Here is a 19840-nt window from a genome sequence, read left to right as displayed (position 1 = left end):
GCGCGACCTCGCTGTTGAGAACCCACTCACCCGTGTACGTGCTGACCCGGTACAACGGTTCACGGCACTCCGGGAATGCGCACCACAACGCCGTTGCGTACAACTGCCTCACCGTGGTGGTACTCGGCACCCGGTGCTCTCGCCCACTCCTGGCAGGGGCCGCCTCGCCGCTCACCACCCAAGTCTGTCGCATCCCCGGCCCTTCCGCGATGGTGAGGCACCGAGACAGAGGGCGAAGGGCTGCGAGTCCCGGCAATGCGCCTGAAAAGTCCGGCCGTTGCCCCGCACCGCGACTATCTGGTTCGCCTCACCGAGCGAGTGATCTGGGGTCAGAAACCAGCGGGTGCTATCTCCGTCGCACGCCCATGTCGAGGCGACGGCCCATCAGCCCCGAGATCCATGCTCGCGGGCTCAGCCAGGTACAGACACACTGGTCGTCGTCCCTCAGAGGACAACGATATGGGCGTGCGGCGCGGCGGTCGCGGCGAGGGCACCATGTTCTTCCCACGAGCCGACGATGACGGGCAGGCCCTCGATCAGGCTCCAGTCGATGCGGGCGGGATCGGGGCGTATCAACGCGGCGCGGGTGATGCTCCAGGAGTCCTCGATGCGGCGGGCCAGGGCGAGTCCGCCCGCGAGCCAGTCTGCGTTCCAGCCAGGCCTCGCCGTAGGCCATATCCCGGTGGTCTGCTGCACCCAGGCCTTGGCGGCCGTCAGCAGGCGCTGCTGTTCTGCGGGCGGCTGCTGCTGGTACCAGGGTGCGGCGGGATCGGGCACGTAGGCCGGTGCAGGCGCGGGTGTCTCGCGGGCTGCGGCGTACTCTGCGGCGGCTTCGATGTCTTTGGGGGCGGCCCAGCCGTCGTAGAACGTGCCGCGCGCGGCGGTGGTCTTCCTCGGCAGGAGGCGGCCGTGCAGCACATCGGCGACGAACTCGGCCAAGCCCAACTCCGGGCCATGTTCCCAGCCGGCGTGGTAGGGACTGTGCCAGAAAGGGCTCGGCTGGCAGATCTCGGCGCAGGCCACCACGCTGAACCGGCTCGCGCACACGCGCGTACGCGTCCACAGACTCTGAGGTGTCGCAGGACGGTACAGGTGCGCGGAAGGCGCGTAGGTGAGCCAGCATGCGGCACGGTAGGTGAACCAGACCGCCTCGATACCGTCGTCCTGGTACCGGAGGGTGCGTTCGAGGACGTCGTCCAGGGAGGTTGAGGACACCTGCGCTTCCAGTGCGGTGCGCCGGCCGTCGGGCCCCGTCACGAGCACATCGGCCCGCCAGCCGCGGTGGACGGCAGTGACCTCTAACTCCGCACGGTGGCCGGCCGCCCGTGCGGCTGCGGCCAACGCCCGCTTGAGACTGCGGTGTTCTTCCGTCTCACCGGTGGCGGCGCAGTGAGGTGAGCGGCGGTCGTGGGCGAAGAAACGCCCGCCCCGGCCCGAGACCTTGGCGTGCATGGGCAGGCCACAGTCAGTGCAGGTAAGAGGCACGCGGGGACGGGTCCGGTACACGGCCTCCCAGGGCAGAGCACTGCCAAGACCATCCAGGGTCGCATCGAGCGTCCTTCGGCCTGCAAGGCTCGCGGTCAGCGGCATCAGCAGGCCAGCCCCACTGTCTTGGCGGCGCACCCGCCCGTCGGCAAGGCAGGGACCTCCTCCCCCGCCCCTGGCCGGACCCTTCCAAAGCCGTCGGGAGCAGCGCCGTGGTGCTCGTGCAGTCGCATCCAGGAAAAGGCCATGCCCTGCAGCGTAGAAGGCGGTACTGACAGCCGGGCACGAGCAAGGGAGTCCGCCCCTGGCGCTGTGCGCTCAGCCTCCCCGCCGTATGCATGAACGCCAGGTCCGGGCGGCGGACCTCCTCGGCGCCCCGGAAGGTCGCCGCTCGTACTGCCTCGCGGCCGAGGCGAATCGCGCCAGGCAGGGGCAGACCATATGGACGCCGTCCGTAGTGTGTCCGGCCCGGGAGCGTCCCCATACGCCAGACCTGCTCCGCGGCGGCACCGTGCTGTGGGAAGACGGAGGCATGTCCAACAACGGACCGGTGGCGCAGCGTGAGCGATGAGAAGGAGGCACATGCCCTATTCGCTGCGCCCCAGGTCGGCTGCAACCGCTGACTGAGGCTGAGGACCAGGCATGGCGACCCCTGGCTCAAGGCCGCACTGGGACAGGCTGCCGTGTCCGCGGCCCGGACCCGACGCCTGACCGCCCGACGAGGCAAGAAACGGGCACTGGTCGCCCTAAAGCACTCGATCCTGATCGCTGCCTGGCACATGTTCTCCCACGACGTCCCCTACGCCAACCTCGGCGGCGACTACTTCCTCCACCGCACCGGCCGCGCCAGGCAGACCCGACGGCTGGAGAGCCAGCTCAACCAACTCGGCTATCAAGTGGTCCTCCAACCAGTCGAGGCAGCCTGACCCGCGGCAACGGACAACGGGTGGCGGGATTTTCGTATTAGGAGCTCTTGGCCGCCGCAAGCTCGGTCCAGCACAGGATGACCTCGCCAGTACACGCTGCCGGTGACGGGGCAAACGTTGACCGCCGCCGGGACAGGAACTGCGTCCTGGCTCAACGGCGGTCATGTACAGCGTGATGTCATCGCGCTTTCGGTGCTCGCGTGGCGGTGCGCAGCGGGCCGCGCGGTTTGTCTGATGCCGGTGGAGGCACGTGTTGCAGGTCTTCGTCGGGCTCCCATAGCGGCGGGATGTGCGGCGGGAAGAGCAGGTCGTTGGCCTGCTTCATCAGTTCGGCGCGTCCCACTCGATTGGACAGGTACCGCTTGCGCGGCTTTCCCTCAAAGATCGCTTCCAGCCAGGCTCGAGCTCCGGCCTTGTCCTGGGCTTTCACGAGGGCCTCCACCAGGGCATGGGCTTCGTTGATCCCGGCAAGCGAAGTCGGCGAGGGAGAGTACGGGCCGTTAGCCCAGTTGTAGAAGTTGCGCTTATGGCCCAGGAGGGTCGCGGCCTGGACCGGAGAGACACTCAGCCAGTCGGCCAGGTCGTGAAACACACGCATGGCTCTTGCCGACCGATTACGTGCAGCGTCCGGCTGAGGCTGGGCGGCGCGGGGGGCTTCCTGCACAGTCTGATCTTGCTGGGTACAGGTCCAGGACGCAGCAGCAGGTGGGTACGCAGGCGCCAGGAGGCGTTCGGTGCTGGTGTAGCCACTGCGCAGGATTTCTGCGTACGCTTCCCGCCAGTTCATGGGCATGAATGCCTGGAGGAACATGGGCAGGGCTGTGGCGACCGTCTGAACGGCTGCTCGGGCGGGTTGCAGATTCGCTGGGTCCTCCCAGTCCCGACTGGGCGCGCTGAGCGGCGTTTCGTCGATTTGCCACTCTCTGCGGCAGCTCTCTAGTACTTCCGCGGCCACACTCATTCCTGCCCCCCTATGCATAGTGCTCACGCAAATCTTTGGTGGTCCCCCAGCTGAACGCGTTGAGGGCCACATCATGCAGATGCTGCATCGACGTAGCGATGCCCGTGCTGCTGAACTCACGCGCCCCCTGACGTGAGCAGTCGTTGTCCAAGATGTACGCAAGGCTTCCGCGTCGCTGGAACCCATGGCGCATGACCAGTCGGCAGTCGGTTGAGGGCTGCAGCTCGACGACCTGCATGACCGCCTTCAGGTCGTCCCCCACTGCCGCGTACAGCTTCTCCTGGTACAGAGCTTCGCCGATGAAGCGCTGCCAGTCGGCCGGCGAGGCGACGTCTGGATGTTCGAGTTGATTGACGAACCTCAAACCGATGCGGCTTTCGATGGCCGGCGCGATTGCTTCATCAACCGCTGCGACCAAGAGGCCAAGCCTCCGGGAGAACTCGCTCCAGCCTGGATAGGCGGATGTTTCAATGGCGAAGTGGTCCGCCTGGACCGTCACCGTCCATTCCCTGTCCAGCGATTGCATCTGCCACCCCCCCGCGGCAGGCACGCTGGATGCGGCGGCGCCGGTCTGGCTATCGCCCGCAGTCGGGTAGGAGAGCTGGTGTTCTTCGAGGCAGGTACGCCAGTCGAGCGCCCTGTCGATCTTGAGCGCCACGGCACCGTCGCAGGCTGCAATCCTGCTTTCGTGCCGAATCTGACACACAACCAGCCCGACCGGCGGGCGAGCTAGATGCACTTCTCCAGGGGGGACGGCGAGCCAGTGCGTCATGCTGCACCCCGTTTCCAAAGGCCCGCTGTCTCCTGGTCCGTGGTCCAGACTTTCACGAACTTTCACTCCCGACTGTCTCGCGAGGCGGCCCGGCTGTCAATACAGAACAGGCATTTTGGTGACAATGAGTACTTGAGTGACTACCCGGTGCTGAGCTTGCGATGCGGTGAGCCCAGCACGGTCAGCCGACGGAATCCGTTGACGCATAGCTGCTCGAGGTCCTCGAAACGCGGTCCCAGGATGCTCAGGCCCTGCGTCTCCGCGCCCTCGCGAAGGTCGTTCACGGCGAGCTGCCACCACTCCCGGGCCGGCTCACTCATCTGACCGGACGACAGCAGGACGATCTCCACCCACTCAGGATCCAGCCGACTAGCGAGCCTCACCGCCCACTCCTCGGCCTCTTCGTCGATCAGGGCGAAAAGGGGCTTGTCGCCCTTGCGCAGCTTTTCCAGGGCCTCATGCAGAGGGCGCTGAACCAGGTCGATGAACCGGCGCCCCATGGCAGGCCTTTCGCGCTGCCAGGCAAGGGCACGCCCGAACCGGTTCCGCTCGTCCTCGCTCACCAGGGCCTCAATCCGCTCCTGCCGGGCCAGCCAGGATTTTTCTACTGGCTGGTCGTACCGCAGGTCCGCAACCCACAGATCGCCTTCGTCTTTCGCCAGCGCCGGCAGGTGGAAAAAGTAGCCCACTTTGTTCGCCCGCACATTGCCCTTGCTGTCACCGGGCATGTCGGCCATGTTGACCACCGGAGCCACCTGCACGAACGGCCTGTTGGGATTTTTCACGTCCGGCTCCGCGACATCGCAGGTCGCCGTTGTGATGATCGCCAGCGGAGGCGAGAGCTCCTCCGGAACAATCATGACCATGTCGTCCGTGTGCACCGTCGCATATTGCACCGAGACCGCGTTCACCGGGGCCCCCGGCGCCCCGTAGAAGACAAACTCAGGAGCCTGCACCACATCGCCCTGCAGAAACTTCTCCAGCTCGTGTAATACACCGTGCGGCCACGCATCCCGCTCCGGCACACCATCGACGAAACTGCCCATAGTGCCCCCGCCCCGTTCCTCGACTCACGCCCACAAGTCGCCCTTGCTAGCCCGAACACCCCGCCTATGCCCCTTAGTTACCCAAGGGACACAGTCCGTCACCCTAGGGGATGAGGCGCTTGCGCACGTCCAATACGCAACAACCGTCAGAAACCCTCCACGTAGCCGCGGGCATGCCCTGCCTTGCCGAAACGGCAACCTTGCCGCTGAAAGGCCTAAGCCCACGGCGCGGTACAGCGAGAAGCGGGGCGCTGTCACGAACGGATGATCCGATAAAGACAGGTTGACGGCGCGGTGTCAGCCTGAAGGAGAACGCGGACGCATGCTCACGGCGACAGGGCCCGACGGCGCTCTTTCAGGTAGCACGCGCTACCGCCACGCCGGAGCGTACACACGTGCGATGACCGCCGCATTGTTCACCGCCACGCCATGGGTGTTCGCGCGACAACCAAGACGCCACTGCGGCCCCTGCCCTCAAGCGCCGACTTTTCACGGTAGAACGAGATGCAGGACACTGAAATACTCCGTCGGAGTGAGGCGGTGAAACCTTCCTCCAGGCATGCCGTGCCAGATCCAATCGTGCGTCCTGCCCGACTCGACGAGGGTGCGCCTGGCCAGGCCGCCATGGCGCGGGCCAGTTCGTCGTAGGTTCAGCCGCGTTCGCTCCTCAGGCGCGCCAGCTCCAGACGCAGTCGGCCCCATCCCGGCGGAGCACAGCAACCGATCGCGCGCGATGCGGCCGTCGTCGCCGACGAGGACGAAGAGAGTCGGCTCGTCGCTGTCCTGGTCCGGCCGGCGGACTGACCACCAGTGCGCGCACGTTGGTGCGGCACAGCACCGCGTCGGGGTCCTTGACGGGGGCGAGGGTGGTGGAGGTCACCTCGATGTCGGTCAGGCGGATCGGGGCGTCGGCGATCGTCAGCCAGCGGTTGGCCTCTGCGGCGAGCCGGGCCGGAGCGGAAGGTGACAAGACAAGGCGCGGCATCTGGACCGAGCCTCGTCCACGCGCGTGGTTACGCCCTGCCGAGGGAGCTCTGTTGTCGCAGACCGTGGGAAGCCTGGTGGACTCGCTCAGCGGCAGCCGCCCAAGTAGCACCCGTCCGCCGCGTCCGCGTCGGCCAGCAGGCCAGACGACGCGCCCTGCGTGCCAGGAAAGTTGTCTGCCCGCCATCCGTGTGTGATCGGCTGGGCGCTCGTTGTGCCAGGTGATGGGCACAGCTGGTGGGCTTACTCCTGCACATTGGATCCACATGGTCGGAGCGGTTCGCTACGAGGCAGGGGAAACCGTGTACGGATGCAGCGAGGACACGGCTAGGACACTTCACCAGCGGTCGGCGGACAGGGTGCGGGTCAGGGCCGCAGACATGTTCGTGGAGGTACAACGAGCGGATGGGAAAGCGACAGCACTATGCGGGGTGGCCGGCGGTCTGTTGGCTTTTGACGCGGCGGCGCTGTCGGCTCTGTCTGAAGCAGCATGGGTGCTGGCGGCGGCCCTGGCGTTTGCATCCGGCCTTCTTGGCTTGGCTGTCGGTGCTGCTCTGTTGGCCATCCGTCCCGTGCTGCCGAAGGACAGTGCGCTAACAGGGCTGGAAGGCATTTGCTCTGACGGCGCTATCGAGGACGTTGTTGCAGCCCTTAAGGCCATGAGCCTTGAGGATCAACTGCGCGTGGAAGCACTCCGGTTGTCGATGTTGGCCATTCTTGCCCGCAGGAAGTTCCGGGCGATCAAAGTGGCCGTGGATTGTACAGTGGCTGCCCTCCTGATGGCCGGAATTGGGTTATTGATCACCTTCATCACCTCCTGAGAGCATCATGTATGTGACGGCCGCCACATCTCGGGGGGGGGGATATGTATCAGCCACACATCACGGTTATCGGCCAGCAATTGTGGTCACGGCTGTGCGATCTCGCGCCCGTGCGGGTACGCCCGGCCAGGAGCATGCTCCTGCGGCAGGGAGACCCTGGCACCCACGTGATCCTGCTGGCCTCTGGATCCACTCTCGTGACGTTGACGGGACCTAACGGAGAACGCACGTTGCTGGCCGTGCGCGGAGCCGGCGAGTTACTGGGCGAGTTAGCTGTCCTGGACGCGCAACCGCGTACGTCTTCCGTCATTGCGGCTGAGACCTGCCGCGTGCACATCATTCCGGCTGCTGGCTTCCTCGCATTCGTAGAGCAGCACGATCTTTTGGCCCCGCTACTGCGTCATGCGATCGCCCGCGTCCGCGAGGCAGACGCAGTACGGCTCGAGCTCGCCACAGCCCCGGTCCCAACGCGCCTGGCCGCGGCTCTGGGCCGCCTCGTCAGCGCGGCCTCCACGGCGGCCTCCGAGCTTTCCGTGCGGCTGACGCAGGCAGAGCTCTCCCAGATGATCGGTGCGTCCCGAAACGCTGTCGGAGCAGCCATCAAACCGTGGCGCGAGCAGGGCTGGATCGCCACGGAAGCAGGTGGCGGCCTCCTCATCCGTGACATCGCCTCCATTCAGGCGCACGCGCACAGCAAGACGTGACGGACCGCACCGAGTTGGTGCCCAGTACTGGGCACCACCTTCATCCCGGCCCGGTCAGCATGGTGCACCCACCTCGACTGCAGTGGCTGAAAGGCCGGTGACTCCATGGGCTCCTCCGTCCCACCTGATGCTTTCGATGTGCCGCCGGAGCACGCGCTCCTGGTCGTCGACATGAAGGGCTACAGCCAGATTCCCGAGGCGAGGATGGCCCCGGTGCGTTCGGATCTGGACGACATCCTGGCCACCGTGTTCGCCCAGAGCGGGCTGGAAGACGCCCAGGCGCAGGACGGCGCATACAAGGACACGGGCGACGGGGCCATCTTCGTGCTGCCGGCCAGGCACACAGCGCGGCTGATCGACCCGCTGCTCGAGCACCTGAACGCTGCCCTCATCCGCTACGACCAGATGCGCTTGGCCAGCGCACCGGCGATCCGGCTGCGGGCAAGCGTGCACGTGGGTCCACTGTCGCTATCCGACCACCGTGGTGATGCCATCAACGAGGCGTGCCGGCTGATCGACAGTCAGGCAGCACGCCAGGCCATGTCCGCCGCGCTTGAGCACGGTGCCTTCCTGGCAGCCGTCATCTCCGAGACCGCGTTTCGCCGTACGGTGCGCGCGGGTCGCACACCAAGCCTTGAGGAGCGCCAGTTCCTGGAGGCTACCGCTCGTGTGGAAGGCAAGCCGGGCTTCGAGGAAGCGTGCAGGCTCCTCGTTCCCCAGGTGGCGCCGGAGGTGCTCAGCCCCTACATCGCGGCCGTGACCACCGCCCGGCCGCCGTCTGGAGCGGCCCCGAACCAGGTGCCTGGAGCGCCGGTGTCCGCAGTACCGGCGCCCGGAAGCTCCGCTCCCCTGTTCCAGTTCAACGCGCCGATGAACGACACCACGGTCATCGGCACGGCCGAGACCATCCGCATCGACCAGCGCCGCCGCTGATCCACGCCGCGCACGCGGCTGTTTCCAACGCGCGAAAGCAGGCAACACTCCATGTCTGAAAACGACTTCACCCCCCATCAGGCTGAGCCCGATGGGGAGCCGCCTGGCAGTGGTGCAGCGCAGAAAAGCGGCGGGGGCTGGTCCCTGTCGCGGTGGCGGCGGGGAGACCTGGACCGCGCCGACGACGTCCGCGACGACTGGCCGCAAGGCGACATTTCATCGCCGCACGGGGAGGAGAGCGAACCGGCCGCTGAAGGGCTCTCCGTCCCCGGTGTCCTGACGCCCGGAGGCAATAGCACCTTCACGGTGAATGGGAACCCGGACGTCGTCGCAGCGTACGTTAAAAACCTGATCTTGGAGACGCGGAAACGCGACGTTCTCGAAGGAGTGGAGTTCGACCGCCGGGGGATCACGGAGCAGCCGCTGGTACGCGAGGGGCAGTGGGTCGACGCCTGGGAGCAGGCCATCCATCCGGACACTGCACGGCTCCGGCAACGTGTACTGATCGTTGTGGCGCCGCGCTCTTTCGGGTCGACCACCTTTGCTCTCCATCTCCTGGCACGTCACACCGATAGCCGGGCCACGCTGGTGAAGCTGGATGCCGACTGGAATACCCCCAGCAGGGGGCGGCTGCCGCTGGAGGAGTTCCGCGCATTCCAGCTCGACCTCAAGGACGCGGTAACCGACCGGCTCTCGGCCGACTTCCTCGACGCGCTCACCAAGCACTCCGAGGATCTCGAAGCCTGCAACTCCTACCTCGTTCTCACCGTGGCCAAAGAGCTCTGGGACGACCACTACCTCACGGCCCGCATCGGAATCCACGTCGTCCATCTCAACCAACCGCCTCCTGCCCAGCCTGTGATGGAAGCCCATCTGCGCTCCAGCGGATATCCGGGCCTCGTGCCCTACGTGCAGTCTCTCGACACGACCAAGGTCTCCCTTCACGATCTCGACGCAGTGGAAGCTGTGCGGGCAGCCGGCACGATTGTCATGGCGTGGCAGGAGCACGAGCGTCTTCACCGATCGTCCCTGCCCGTCATGGACCCGCTGTCGGCCTCTGCCGAGATTGATACCGCTCTCGAGGGTCGGGTAACGGCGGCTCTGTCCGACTGGAGAGATAAGCTCGACATCCTGTTCGGGGAGATGGTCACCTCTCATGGGGGGAGGGACACGTCGCTCCCTCTTGAGGACCGCTGCCTTCTGCTGGCGCTCGCTGTGCGGCAGTCGGCGCCAATGCCGAAAGTGGCCGCCACCGCACGCAGCCTGCAAGACACCATCGGCACGACAGACTTGGGCAAGGGCGTCTTCGCCTCCCCTGCCCAGGCAGTCTTCGCCGGCCGCGGACTGCGTCGCCGCATCATGGATGTCGGCGCCGCGGTCGACTCGCATGACGCTGTGACATTCGACCAGCCCGGCTACGGCCGGGCCATCCTGGCGTATGTCTGGGACAACTACGAGGTCATGCGTAGACCCCTGCTCGAATGGCTTGTGCAGGTCGGTGACAGCCCCAACGCAACGGACCCCGCAGTCAACGCACTGGCCACCCTCACGCTGCGACACGGTTCTTCCGACTATCTCAACAACCTCGGAAGCGTCGCCCGGAACGACAAGTCCGAACTGTTGAGTGCCGTCATGGTGCTTGCCGTGCGGGACGAACACGTCGGCCGCCTCACGTGGGGCACGCTCTACCGGTGGGCCGGGCAACAGGAATACGGAACTGCGGTGGTCTCAACCTGCCGCCGTGTCCTGCGCGATCCCGCCGTCACCCCATCCACAGCCAAGATGGCCATGGTCCGGCTGCGTCGCGTCGCCCACGCGACCGGTGACGACACGATACGCAGCGAGGTTCTCGAAGCCTTCAGGGACCTGGCAAAACAGCCCACCGGTACTGGCCGGCTGGTCGCCGAAGTACAGACCTGGCAGCAGTCGAAGACGTCGGGCAAGGCAGGCGGCCTGGCCTTCCTCGCATTGATGTCGGTGAATCACGACGGCATGCCCTGGCTCATGTCGGACACGGCGCCGGACATCGACGTCGAGCGCGCTCTGCAAGCCCTCCTCAGCGACATCACCACCGCGTCGGAGATCATTCCCTGTCTGACCGAGTGGGTCCGTACATCCGCCGCCGACCCCACCGCTTACGTGCGTGTCCGCGACGGACTCATCCCGCCCTTGCGCGGACAGAAGATGTTCAAGGCTGGCATGAAGCTCATGCAGGCACTCTCTGATCTGCCCACCATCCACGGCGTCAACGTGGCGGAGGACTTTTACGACCATCTCGTGGACAAGCGCGTGCACAAGGTGTTCTCCCTCGAAGGAGACACTGCATGAGGTGGCCCTGGCAGCGCGCAGCGCGCGCCACTGCCTGCCCCCACCCCCGATTGCTGCCCAGCGCCACGACCGGCGTCCCGTTCGAGGCCACCTTCACCATCCTGTGGCGCCCCACTATCAGGACACGGCAGAACCTCGAGGAGCTTGTCCGCTGCGACACCCTCAAAAGCGCCGCCGAGATTGCCCTCCGTCTTGAGGCCACCGATCTCCTCGCCGCCCAGGACGCCATCAACGCCGCACTGGGCGCACCAGATCGAGTCCACACCCCGCACTATCGGCGCCTGGCCGCGCACGTGGCACTCCGGTTGTCGCCTGAATCCCGGGAAAGCATCGCCCAGCAGCGAGCGGATACGGACCGCGTAAGGCGCCTTCGCTTCCTCAAAACCCAACTGTACGAACACCCTGACCTCGTCGTGCTGGACCGGCTTGAGCAGCAACCCGGATCCATCGACCCTCGGCAGGTAGCTGACTGGCAGCGCCTTGCGCGGTCCATCAAAGCCTGCGAGCGCTGGTGGTACCCCCTGCTCGACCAGTGGGAACGGCTCGGCCAGGGATTCAGCGACGTCGAAAAGCAAAACCAGGCCATGCTCGCGTTGCTCGATTCGCTCAAGTCACTCAACGGCGGCTCGATTCCCGAGTCCAGCGGCCCCTAGCTACCAGCCACAGCATCTCCAGGGCACATATGAAGACCTCAAAAGGAATGCGATGAAGCTGACGCTATGGAGAGTCCTGCTCGCCCCCGTCACCAGTCTGCGGGCGCTTCGATTACAGCGAAGAAACAGCAGCGGCATTTCCTACGACGCCGCCTGGCGACAAGCACGCATGCTTCGAGCGCCGGACGAGATGGTGTACCGACTCCACGGCCACCACGCCAACACCACCCAGGAAGTACAGCATGACCCCCAAAGTCCAACTCAGCACTAGTCAAGTTAGGCCGTCCAGGACGACAGAGGCGCTTCAGAGTTGTGCTCACCGTCGTGACCCGTCAAGCGTGCTTGGAAGACGTGTTCACTCGTCTTTGACTGCCTGATCTATCTGATCAAGGTCAAACCCGGTGGCGCGTCGTAGGTCCGCGGCCTGGAGCTGGGCGTCTTTGACATCTACCCCCTGAAGATTGGCCACGTACAGCGCCTCGCACGCCTCGCGGAGCGCGACCGCAGAGGCCGTCAGGCTCTCGGAGGGTCAAGCCGCTCCTGGCTGAGGGGCGTTAGGGATGCACCTCTCGGGATGGTTGTGAATCCAGGACAGACCGCCGAGGTCGAGGCGCGTACGGGTACGTGTGACGGCGACGTAGGCGAGGCGTGCTTCGCTGTCGTCGATCGGGCCGGGAATTGGGCGGCCGTTCGCGTCCTGCTGGTCAATGTCCTTGGGCGGGGTGAAGTCGTCGGCAATTCTGACGGTCTCCCATTCACGGCCTTTGGCGCGGTGGGCGGTGGAGACGGTGAGGTCTGCATGGGCCTCGGGGGTGAGTTGGTCGACGGCGGCGAGGATGGCAGCCGGGCCGTGCTGGTCGATGAGGTCGACGAATGGCTTCAGGTCACGTCCGGCGGGGTCGTGTTCGGCGTAGTCCTGCAGTTCGCCCCAGGGGGGAAGAGGAGGAGCTCCGGGTGCCCGGTGCGGCGGCCTTCCTTGAGGTCGCGGGCGGCGGTTGCCAGGGAGCGCAGGCTCTCCCCTCCCCCGGCCAGCCCGACGCGATAGCCGGCGCCGAGGTGTGCCATCACTTCGGTCATGGCTCCGATGTTGGTCCGGCACAGCACCGCATCGGGACGATCAACCGGCGCGAGTTCGGTGGGGATAGCGGTGGTGCCGGTCAGGCGGATCGGCGCGTTCGCGATCGTCAGCCACCGGTTGGCTTCGGTGGCGAGGCGGGGGCCGAAGCGGAAGGACTGCGACAGGGACAGGGCGTGGCCGTCGAAGCCGGTCATGATGTCGCGGGCGCCGCGCCAGCCGTAGATGGCCTGGGCGGAGTCGCCGACCATCACGAGCTGGGCGTGGGTGCGTTGGGCGGTGAAGACCTGTTCGAGGACGGGGTTGGTGTCCTGGGCTTCGTCGAGGAGGAGGAAGTCGGCGTCGATCTTCGGGTCCGACAGGGCCCAGATTTTCAGGTAGTGATCGTGGTCGAAGCGGACCACGCCGTCGTCGGGGCGCTGGAGGTCGGCCCATGCTTTCTGTGCGAACGGCAGTACCACATGGGCGAGTTCGGCGTGCAGGTCTTTGTCGTCGAGGCCGCGCAGGCGCGGGACGTGGCCTGGGGCGATGGTTCGGTCGGCGGAGTGGCAGTAGCGGGTCACCGTGCGCAGCACCGCGTGGGACAGGGCCTTGTGCGTCACCTCGCGTTCGCCGATGCGAACGGACTTGGTGATGCCCAGGGCCGTGCCGGTCTTCCAGCCCGCTTGGCGGGGGCCGTTGAGGCGGCTGGCATAGCGGTGGCCGATCGCCGCGAAGGCGAGGGCGTGAGCCGTCTTGCAGGCCACGGTGGCGGGGAAGCGGGCGGCGGCATCTTGGGCGATGGCCTTGTTGAAGGCGATGTAGCGGCCGCGGCGCCGGGTGGAGGAGGCCAGCAGGATCAGCGTGCTGGTCTTGCCCGTTCCGGCGCCTGCCTGCAGGGACAGGTGATCTTCGGCGCGGAAGACGTCGGCGGCTGCGGTCTGTTCATCGGTCGGATTCAGCACTGTCGCATTCCAGAGAGGGTGAGGGCGCGGCCGACGGCCGCCAGGAGATGGTCTGGGGTGGTGTGGGCCAGCAGGGCCTGCAGGGTGTGGTCGAGGCGCTCGGCTTCCTGACGGGCGTGGCGGGCCAGGGCACGGTGGATGGTCTGCTGGAGGAAGACGCGGGGTGATTGGCCCATCTGTTCGGCGGCGCGGCGGATGAAGGCGTCGGCGGTGGGGCTGAAGGCAGTGCTGAGAAGGACGTGTCCGTCGGGGGCCGGGTAGTGGGTGGCAAGGACGTCGAGGGGCAGCAGCTCCTTGAGGCGGTGGTGGGCGCGGCTCAGGGCCCGGTCGGGATTCTTCGCCTTCGCCACGGTCATCAGGCGGGTGCGATCAGAGCTGGCGGCGAGCGGCATGATGCGGGCGGCACGGGCGAGTTCGGCTTGGGTGGCGGGCCGGGTCAGGGTGATCTGCGCAGGCTGGCCTGCCCGCCGATGACGCGGGCTGGTGGCAGACGGAGGCTGCTCGGCCAGCCGAGAGAGCCTTAAGCAGCCAGGTGCCCTGGCTGAGGGCTGTCCTCATGCCGGCTCCTGGCGGCGGTGCTTGACGGGTACGGGGAGGCGGGCGTGGATGTGCTGGTGGTGGAGCAGCGGGTCGAAGACCTCCCAGTCCGCGAGTGCCAGGTCCGCAGCTGCGGGGGCGGCGGCGTGCGCTGGGCAGCGTTGGGTGCGCCAGCGCAGCTGCTCCGCGTAGGGCAGGTGGGTGAGGTCGTAGACGGCCATGTCGGCGGCGGGCAGGGCCAGCTGACCGCGGGCGGCGATGGCGGGCATGAGAGTCCAGATGCCCGTCGGCATGTCCGGGGCGAGGACGGGGTGGGGGCAGCGGTGACGCGGTCGGGTCTGGGCGACGCACCGGATGTCATCGACGGGGCGGGCGGCGAGGTAGCGGCCGTAGAGGATCTGCAGCACGGGCCGGGCCGGCCGGCACACCGATACTTCTGCCGCTGGCGGGTTACTGAGTGGCGCCGGGGTGAGGGCGCCGGTGTCGAGCAGGCGGCGGGTGCGCACCGCGAGACGGCGGCGTAGTTCGGCCAGTTGCGGCGTCAACGGGTCGGTGGGCTGGCGTGCGGGGCACAGGACGGGATGCGGGATACGGCACCACCGGCTGCCGTCGCCCGCGGCGTGCGCGATGCCGGAGTCGACGTGCCACCGGCAGGAGACCGGGACTACCGCCGCGGCGAGTTCCTGCGGGTGCAGGCCGACGGGTCGCCCATGGGTGCCGGTGTACCAGTCGATGCGGTGGCCGCAGTCACGGCAGCGTTGAGGCTGGGCGGTGCGCAGGAGCCGGCTGGGACTGTCGGCGGCAACGCGCAGCGCCCGCAGGCGTCGAGGAGCGGCGGGGCTGCCGTCCCAGCGGCGGCCGGACGGGGCAGGGAGAGAGCACATGGCCGCGAAGGTGGCAGGCAACGCGCCGCAGGCACGGCGCCCGGGCCGCCAATGTCCTGCGATCGGCCCAATCGGCTGGAACAGATGCGCGACCGTCGCAGGCATGTGCGATGCCGGTGACCGGATCAGGTGAACTGTCCCGGCGGTTGCGCCGGGCTAGTCGGCGGCTTCGGCGGGCGGCGTGTGACCGTCGCAGAGGGTGGCGAAGAGGTGGTCGACGGGCACGTTCAGGGCGTGGGCGAGGGCGTGCCAGGTCTTGAGGGATCCGATCGTACGGCCCTGCTCGATTTCGATGAGGGTGCGTCTGGCCAGGCCGCTGCGGCGGGCCAGTTCGTCGTAGGTCCAGCCGCGCTCGCTCCTCAGGCGCGCCAGCTCCAAACGCAGCGCGGTGAGGTTCGGGTCGGGCGGGAAGATCGTCACTCCACTATCCGACGGTGCAGACACCTGCCCTGTCAGTGCAGACCTCTGCCCTATTTCCGCAGGTGACCGCCCCAGCAGCAGGGCAGAGGTCTGCACTACGGTGCGGTCATCACCCCGCTCCCCCTCCGAGGCGAACGGGAAGCGGAGCGGCCCCGCGCCGACGACAGGAGGAACGCCCGCCCCATGAGGCTGTGCACCATCCACCCACCGGTGCCCCGAACCTGGACCGTCGAACTGCGCCCCCAGCAAGGCGGCCCGGTCCTCTACTGCCCGCACTGCCCACCGGGCGGGCAGGCCCTACAGGCGACTTCGGCGCGTCCTGCCGCCCTGGCACACCTGGCCCGGCACGCCCGCCGGGACGTTCTCCCCGCCCACCTGCGCACCTGTCAGTGCCACGAGCGGGGCTGCCGCTGGCACCCCCGCCACCGCGGCTGCACCGGACCGATCCTGCTGGTGCTCATGCGTGAATGCGGCGGCCGCATCTGGCGGCTGGCCGATGCCTGTGCCGCGTGCGCCGGCGCCACCAGCGATGCTGCCATCGTCCCCGACACGGTGCTCGCGTCCGCAGCGCAGTCGCCGGAGGCCTCTCCCCGTGTAGGACGGTCCCGGCTGCGGAGGCGATCCGGCGGGCCATCCGAGCAGGTCCGGGTGCGCGAGATGCTCTCGTATCTCGCCGCTTGTCTGCCCGCCGGCGTCAGTGCGCAGTCTCGCCTGTTGGCCTTGCAGTGCTCGCTGCGCACTGATGCATCGGGCCGTGTTCAGCTCCCAGCCGGCCTTCTACGAGGAATGAGACTGGGCGGCAGCCTCGCGCCGTGGCACGAGCTGGAGAACGCCCATTGGCTGCGACTGCAGCCCGCAACGGGGCCCGGCCGCGGCAGCGTCGCGGCGCAGCTTCTGGATGACCTCCGCACTGCCCCCACTCGTCGCGATCGCGCGCGCGCCGCTGACTGGGCTCTGCGGGTGTCCTGTACGAAGCGTCTGCGGCTCCGCGGCGCCTACGGACGCCTGGGCGCACTTGCCGTCGCCGCCCACACCCCCGCCGGAACCGCACACGGGACTGCGGAGAACAGCCAGTTGAGCCGCGCATGCGGCCTGCCAGTGCACGAACTGGCCAACCTGCTCGATCTCCTGGGCGAGGTCGGATTCGTCACGTCCTGGAAGTTCGAACCGGACTCAGAGGATCTGACGTGGATTCTTCACCCGCCCGCAGCCGCACCATAAAGCACGAGCGCCCACCCTGAAGGGGTGGGGCACAAGGCTCTGGGCCGCCGGTCAGCACATCTTGTAGTCGACCTCGGTCGAGTTGTACGAGCAGACGTCGACCTTGCTGCCCGTTGACTTCTTCAGCGTCGCCGTGTCCTTGTCGTTGTTCCACACGTAGGCGGCCCGCCCCTGATAGCGGTTCGTCGTCGTGTTCGTCCCTTGCCGGTGCGCACCGCCACCGCCTTGCCCGCGCCGAGCGTTTACATGCCGAAGACGTACTTGTGGTTCGCCGCGTCGGTGAGGGTCCAGCCCTTCAGGCTGACGACCTTGCTGGTGGTGTTGCGGATCTTGGACGTACTCGGCATTCAGGCTCGTGGTGGAGCGGGTGAGCGTCCCTCACGTTCAGAGGCACCCCCCCAAATCGGCCCCGACAAGACGCCTAGACTAGACCCAACCCGCACAGCACGGGCGGCAGTTACAGAAACCGGACGCATCGACTTCAACGTCGCGGGGCGGGGCGTTGGTGGTTACAAGAGCGCCTCTGGTAGCCCCGGCACCAGCGAAGTCCCCGGCAGGGAGCAGTACACCAGTGGTGCGTTCGCAGGCACGGGATCCGCCGCTCGATGGGGCGTGTCGGGTCGAGCTACGACAATGCCTTGGGCCTGGTCCACGCGACCCCCCGACCCCTCGGGCGTGGATCACGGCAGGTGTCTTTTTGGGCTGGGAGCGGGTTCAGCCGACTTGGCCGGGGAATCGGGTGGTGGGATCAAGTTGGCTGAAGGCCCAGCGGACGAGGTCCTTGCTGAAGGTCAGATTCGGGTCATCATCAAGGGCGTCTTGAAGGATGACAGTGAGATTGGCCCAGGTGCGGAAGCAGCCGTGTCCTGCACAGTCATCGATCCACAGCAGCACTTCGTCCTCGACGCCGTTCCACAGTCGGTGGTAGCCGGGGATGACGGTGAGGATCTCGGCTGGGGTGAGGGGGCTGAACTGCTGCCAGCGGTGGACGCGTGAGTGCAGGGCGTTGCAGCGCAGAATCTTCTGGCGGGTGTTGCCGCTGCCGACGAGGACGGTGGCCAGGCTCTTCGCCGATTTGCTGTTCTTGTCCCACAGTTCCCGCAGATACTCGAGGGCGGTGGGCCCCAGGTGTTGCACTTCGTCCAGCAGGAGGAGGTGGAAGCTGCTGGCCAGTGCCTGCCTGATCTGGTCGTCGCAGATGTGGGTGGTGTTGACCGGTGCTGGACCGGGGAGGTCCAGGCCGTCCCACAGCGCTGCTCGGATCTGTGCCATGTGAGGGGCCTGGGCGAACTGCAGCCACACGGTGGCGTCGGGGGCGAGTTTGCGGCAGGCGGCGTTGACGGCGAACGTCTTGCCCAGGCCGACCTGTCCGTGGATGCAGATCATGGCCTTGCGGGTGATGGCTTTGCCGACCAGGGCTTCAGTGAGCAGGGCGGCGTCGGTGGCGACGGGAGCGGCGCGTTCAAGGCCGAGGAAGTGGTCATCGGTTTCTTCGGGGAGGCGGCCGGCGCGGAAAGGCGTGGTGGGCTCGGTGTTCATTGGCTGCCCTCGTCAGAGTGGTCGGGGCGGTCGGCGTTGGCGGGGCTGGTGCGGGAGCGGGGCACGGCCCAGCCGTCTGTGGGGGCGGGAAGGGGCAGGAAGCCGGGCAGTGCTTGGGTGTTCAGGTCGGCGCCGCCCAGGTCGTGCAGTTGCTGGATGGCCTGGTCCTGGGTGATGGCGTCCAGCCGGTGTGTGGGGCCTTTGTTGACGGCCGCGTAGCGGGCTTTGCGGCTCTTCTCTGCCTTCTGCTGCCGTGTGCGCAGTTCGTCGGCTTGGCGTCGCCGGGCGCGGTCCAGTTCGCGGCGTACGGCTGGGGGAGCCTGGTTGGCCATGACGGCGGAGCCGAGGTACTGGCCGGTTGTTGGTTCGTACAGTTCGACGTAGTGGTCGTGGTGGGGCATGTAGCGCAGGTGGACCTTCTCGCCGGTCTTGCCCACCATCCAGGGGTCGAAGTAGTCGCGGCTGCGCCAGCGGACGCCTTTGCTGGTGATGGTCAGCGGCTTTCCGAGGCGTTCCAGGGTGAAGGCGTGGATGTCCCTGGCGGTGACGGTCCTGATGGGAGTGGGGTCGGCGGCCCACGCCTGGGCGGGGGTCTTGCCGCCCAGATCCTTGATGGTGTGCTCGGTATTCCAGCGCCGCACCCAGTCCAGGAGCAGGGCGACGAAGACCTCGAAGTGGAGCAGTTCGCGGTCGGGGTCGATGGGTTTGCCGCCGGGCAGGGTGGGGGCGTCTGTGTAGCCGGGCATGTCGGCGAAGAGCATCTTCTTGACTGCGCCGTTGACCGCCTCGACGGTGGGCTTCAGGTCGGGGCGGCGGGGCGGCAGGACGATGAGCTCGGTGCCCAGCAGGTCCATCGCTTCACCGACGGTCTTGCACAGGAAGTCTTTGCCGCCGTCGACGCGCACCCGTTGAGGGCGGCCGCCGAACGGGCCGTGTTCGGAGGTGGTGAGCAGGGCGTCGCGCAGGGCGACGAGGATGCTTTCCCGGCTGGGTGTCTGCGGGGTGACGGCCAGGCCGCAGATGCCGTCGGTGGCGCATTCCACGAACCAGGTGATCCATGGTTTGCGGATGTGTCCGTCGATGATGACTTTGACGCTGGCCTCGACGTGGTCGGTCTCCCAGGCGTAGTTACGGTGGTGGCGATCTCGTTTGCCGAAGATGTCGAAGCGTCGGCGGGCGGCTTCTCCGCCGCGCAGGCCCGCGAGTTGCCCGCGGTTGAGCTGACGGTGCACAGCGCGGTGGAAGGTGGCCCGGGCTGGCACTTTGGGCAGCGTGGGGTCTTTTTGGGCTTCTGCGGTCAGTTCCAGGTGGGCGCGGGTGACGTTGCCGTACCAGCGCGCCAGTACGTCGAGCATGTGCTCGGTGAGTTCGAAGTGCGGCCGGCCAGCCGGGGTGTAGGTGCCGCCGTTGGCGTGGGCGTTGTCGATCCAGCGGCGCACGGTGCGGGTGGTGACGTCATGGGCGCGGGCGAGGGCGGCGATGCGACCGCTGGTGGGGGTGTGCTCGTCGGCGTCTTCCAGCAGCAGGCGTACGGCCAGGGCGCGCAGTTGGGTCGGGTCGGGGGGTGGTGGGGGCGCGTGCTTCATCAGTACCTGGTGTTCTTCTAG

General features: G+C 67.2%; 16 protein-coding genes and 2 pseudogenes. 7 read left to right on the top strand and 11 right to left on the bottom strand.

Annotation, left to right across the window (positions count from 1 at the left end; genetic code table 11):
• Positions 1–444: 444 nt before the first annotated feature.
• Positions 445–1590, bottom strand: a complete 1146-nt coding sequence (locus tag ACQEVG_RS19000) for a competence protein CoiA family protein (RefSeq protein ID WP_432984865.1) — start codon at positions 1588–1590, stop codon at positions 445–447.
• 527 nt (positions 1591–2117) lie between these two features.
• On the opposite strand from ACQEVG_RS19000, the pseudogene ACQEVG_RS18995 reads away from it, so the two are divergent.
• Positions 2118–2411, top strand: a pseudogene (locus ACQEVG_RS18995) (IS110 family transposase); the annotation flags it as partial.
• 178 nt (positions 2412–2589) lie between these two features.
• On the opposite strand, the gene ACQEVG_RS18990 reads toward ACQEVG_RS18995, so the two are convergent.
• The 4 genes from ACQEVG_RS18990 to ACQEVG_RS18975 all read right to left on the bottom strand — a co-directional run bounded on the left by ACQEVG_RS18990 (position 2590) and on the right by ACQEVG_RS18975 (position 6175).
• Entirely contained in the window at positions 2590–3222 is a 633-nt protein-coding gene (locus ACQEVG_RS18990) for a hypothetical protein (protein ID WP_432984863.1), read from the bottom strand.
• A 160-nt stretch (positions 3223–3382) separates the two neighbouring features.
• Complete coding sequence (locus ACQEVG_RS18985) at positions 3383–4144, bottom strand: TIGR04255 family protein (RefSeq protein WP_432984861.1); 762 nt, start codon at positions 4142–4144, stop codon at positions 3383–3385.
• Between the two features lie 140 nt (positions 4145–4284).
• The gene (locus ACQEVG_RS18980; protein WP_432984859.1) at positions 4285–5190 is read right to left on the bottom strand and encodes a hypothetical protein; all 906 of its coding nucleotides are present in this window, start codon (positions 5188–5190) and stop codon (positions 4285–4287) included.
• A 667-nt stretch (positions 5191–5857) separates the two neighbouring features.
• A complete protein-coding gene (locus tag ACQEVG_RS18975) occupies positions 5858–6175 on the bottom strand; it encodes a hypothetical protein (RefSeq protein ID WP_432985513.1) in 318 nt (105 codons plus the stop codon).
• Between the two features lie 379 nt (positions 6176–6554).
• On the opposite strand from ACQEVG_RS18975, the gene ACQEVG_RS18970 reads away from it, so the two are divergent.
• The 5 genes from ACQEVG_RS18970 (at position 6555) to ACQEVG_RS18950 (ending at position 11613) form a co-directional block, all read left to right on the top strand.
• The gene (locus ACQEVG_RS18970; RefSeq protein ID WP_432984857.1) at positions 6555–6995 is read left to right on the top strand and encodes a Pycsar system effector family protein; all 441 of its coding nucleotides are present in this window, start codon (positions 6555–6557) and stop codon (positions 6993–6995) included.
• Between the two features lie 44 nt (positions 6996–7039).
• Positions 7040–7699, top strand: coding sequence for a Crp/Fnr family transcriptional regulator (locus tag ACQEVG_RS18965; protein WP_432984855.1), 660 nt, complete (start codon positions 7040–7042; stop codon positions 7697–7699).
• A gap of 105 nt (positions 7700–7804) precedes the next feature.
• Positions 7805–8632, top strand: coding sequence for a hypothetical protein (locus ACQEVG_RS18960; RefSeq protein ID WP_432984853.1), 828 nt, complete (start codon positions 7805–7807; stop codon positions 8630–8632).
• Between the two features lie 51 nt (positions 8633–8683).
• Entirely contained in the window at positions 8684–10960 is a 2277-nt protein-coding gene (locus ACQEVG_RS18955) for a hypothetical protein (RefSeq protein WP_432984852.1), read from the top strand.
• Positions 10957–11613 carry a hypothetical protein gene (locus ACQEVG_RS18950; RefSeq protein ID WP_432984850.1) on the top strand — a complete coding sequence of 219 codons (657 nt, stop codon included), beginning with the start codon at positions 10957–10959 and terminating at the stop codon, positions 11611–11613. The genes ACQEVG_RS18955 and ACQEVG_RS18950 overlap by 4 nt, the downstream gene beginning before the upstream one ends.
• Positions 11614–12142: 529 nt before the next feature.
• Here ACQEVG_RS18950 and ACQEVG_RS18945 read toward each other — a convergent pair.
• The 4 genes and pseudogenes from ACQEVG_RS18945 to ACQEVG_RS18930 all read right to left on the bottom strand — a co-directional run bounded on the left by ACQEVG_RS18945 (position 12143) and on the right by ACQEVG_RS18930 (position 15473).
• Positions 12143–13629, bottom strand: a pseudogene (locus tag ACQEVG_RS18945) (UvrD-helicase domain-containing protein).
• Positions 13626–14024: a hypothetical protein gene (locus tag ACQEVG_RS18940; RefSeq protein WP_432984847.1), complete on the bottom strand. Its 399-nt coding sequence runs from the start codon at positions 14022–14024 to the stop codon at positions 13626–13628. Before ACQEVG_RS18940 ends, ACQEVG_RS18945 begins: the two are co-directional and overlap by 4 nt.
• Positions 14025–14186: 162 nt before the next feature.
• Positions 14187–15053 (bottom strand): DUF6083 domain-containing protein, encoded by an 867-nt coding sequence (locus tag ACQEVG_RS18935; protein WP_432984844.1) that lies wholly within the window; start codon positions 15051–15053, stop codon positions 14187–14189.
• 156 nt (positions 15054–15209) lie between these two features.
• Positions 15210–15473, bottom strand: a complete 264-nt coding sequence (locus ACQEVG_RS18930; protein WP_356226749.1) for a helix-turn-helix transcriptional regulator — start codon at positions 15471–15473, stop codon at positions 15210–15212.
• A 786-nt stretch (positions 15474–16259) separates the two neighbouring features.
• On the opposite strand from ACQEVG_RS18930, the gene ACQEVG_RS18925 reads away from it, so the two are divergent.
• Positions 16260–16694 carry a hypothetical protein gene (locus tag ACQEVG_RS18925; protein ID WP_432984840.1) on the top strand — a complete coding sequence of 145 codons (435 nt, stop codon included), beginning with the start codon at positions 16260–16262 and terminating at the stop codon, positions 16692–16694.
• A 714-nt stretch (positions 16695–17408) separates the two neighbouring features.
• On the opposite strand, the gene ACQEVG_RS18920 is transcribed toward ACQEVG_RS18925, so the two are convergent.
• Positions 17409–18233, bottom strand: a complete 825-nt coding sequence (locus tag ACQEVG_RS18920) for an AAA family ATPase (protein ID WP_432984836.1) — start codon at positions 18231–18233, stop codon at positions 17409–17411.
• Positions 18230–19819, bottom strand: coding sequence for a Mu transposase C-terminal domain-containing protein (locus ACQEVG_RS18915; protein WP_432984833.1), 1590 nt, complete (start codon positions 19817–19819; stop codon positions 18230–18232). The genes ACQEVG_RS18920 and ACQEVG_RS18915 overlap by 4 nt, the downstream gene beginning before the upstream one ends.
• Positions 19820–19840: the final 21 nt, after the last annotated feature.

Origin of the sequence: Streptomyces sp. CA-135486 (assembly GCF_050936555.1) — a bacterium.
In the GTDB taxonomy this organism is placed as follows: Bacteria; Actinomycetota; Actinomycetes; order Streptomycetales; family Streptomycetaceae; genus Streptomyces.
The sequence above is the reverse complement of the archived record's forward strand: the minus strand, read 5'-3'. Positions and strand labels throughout refer to the sequence as shown.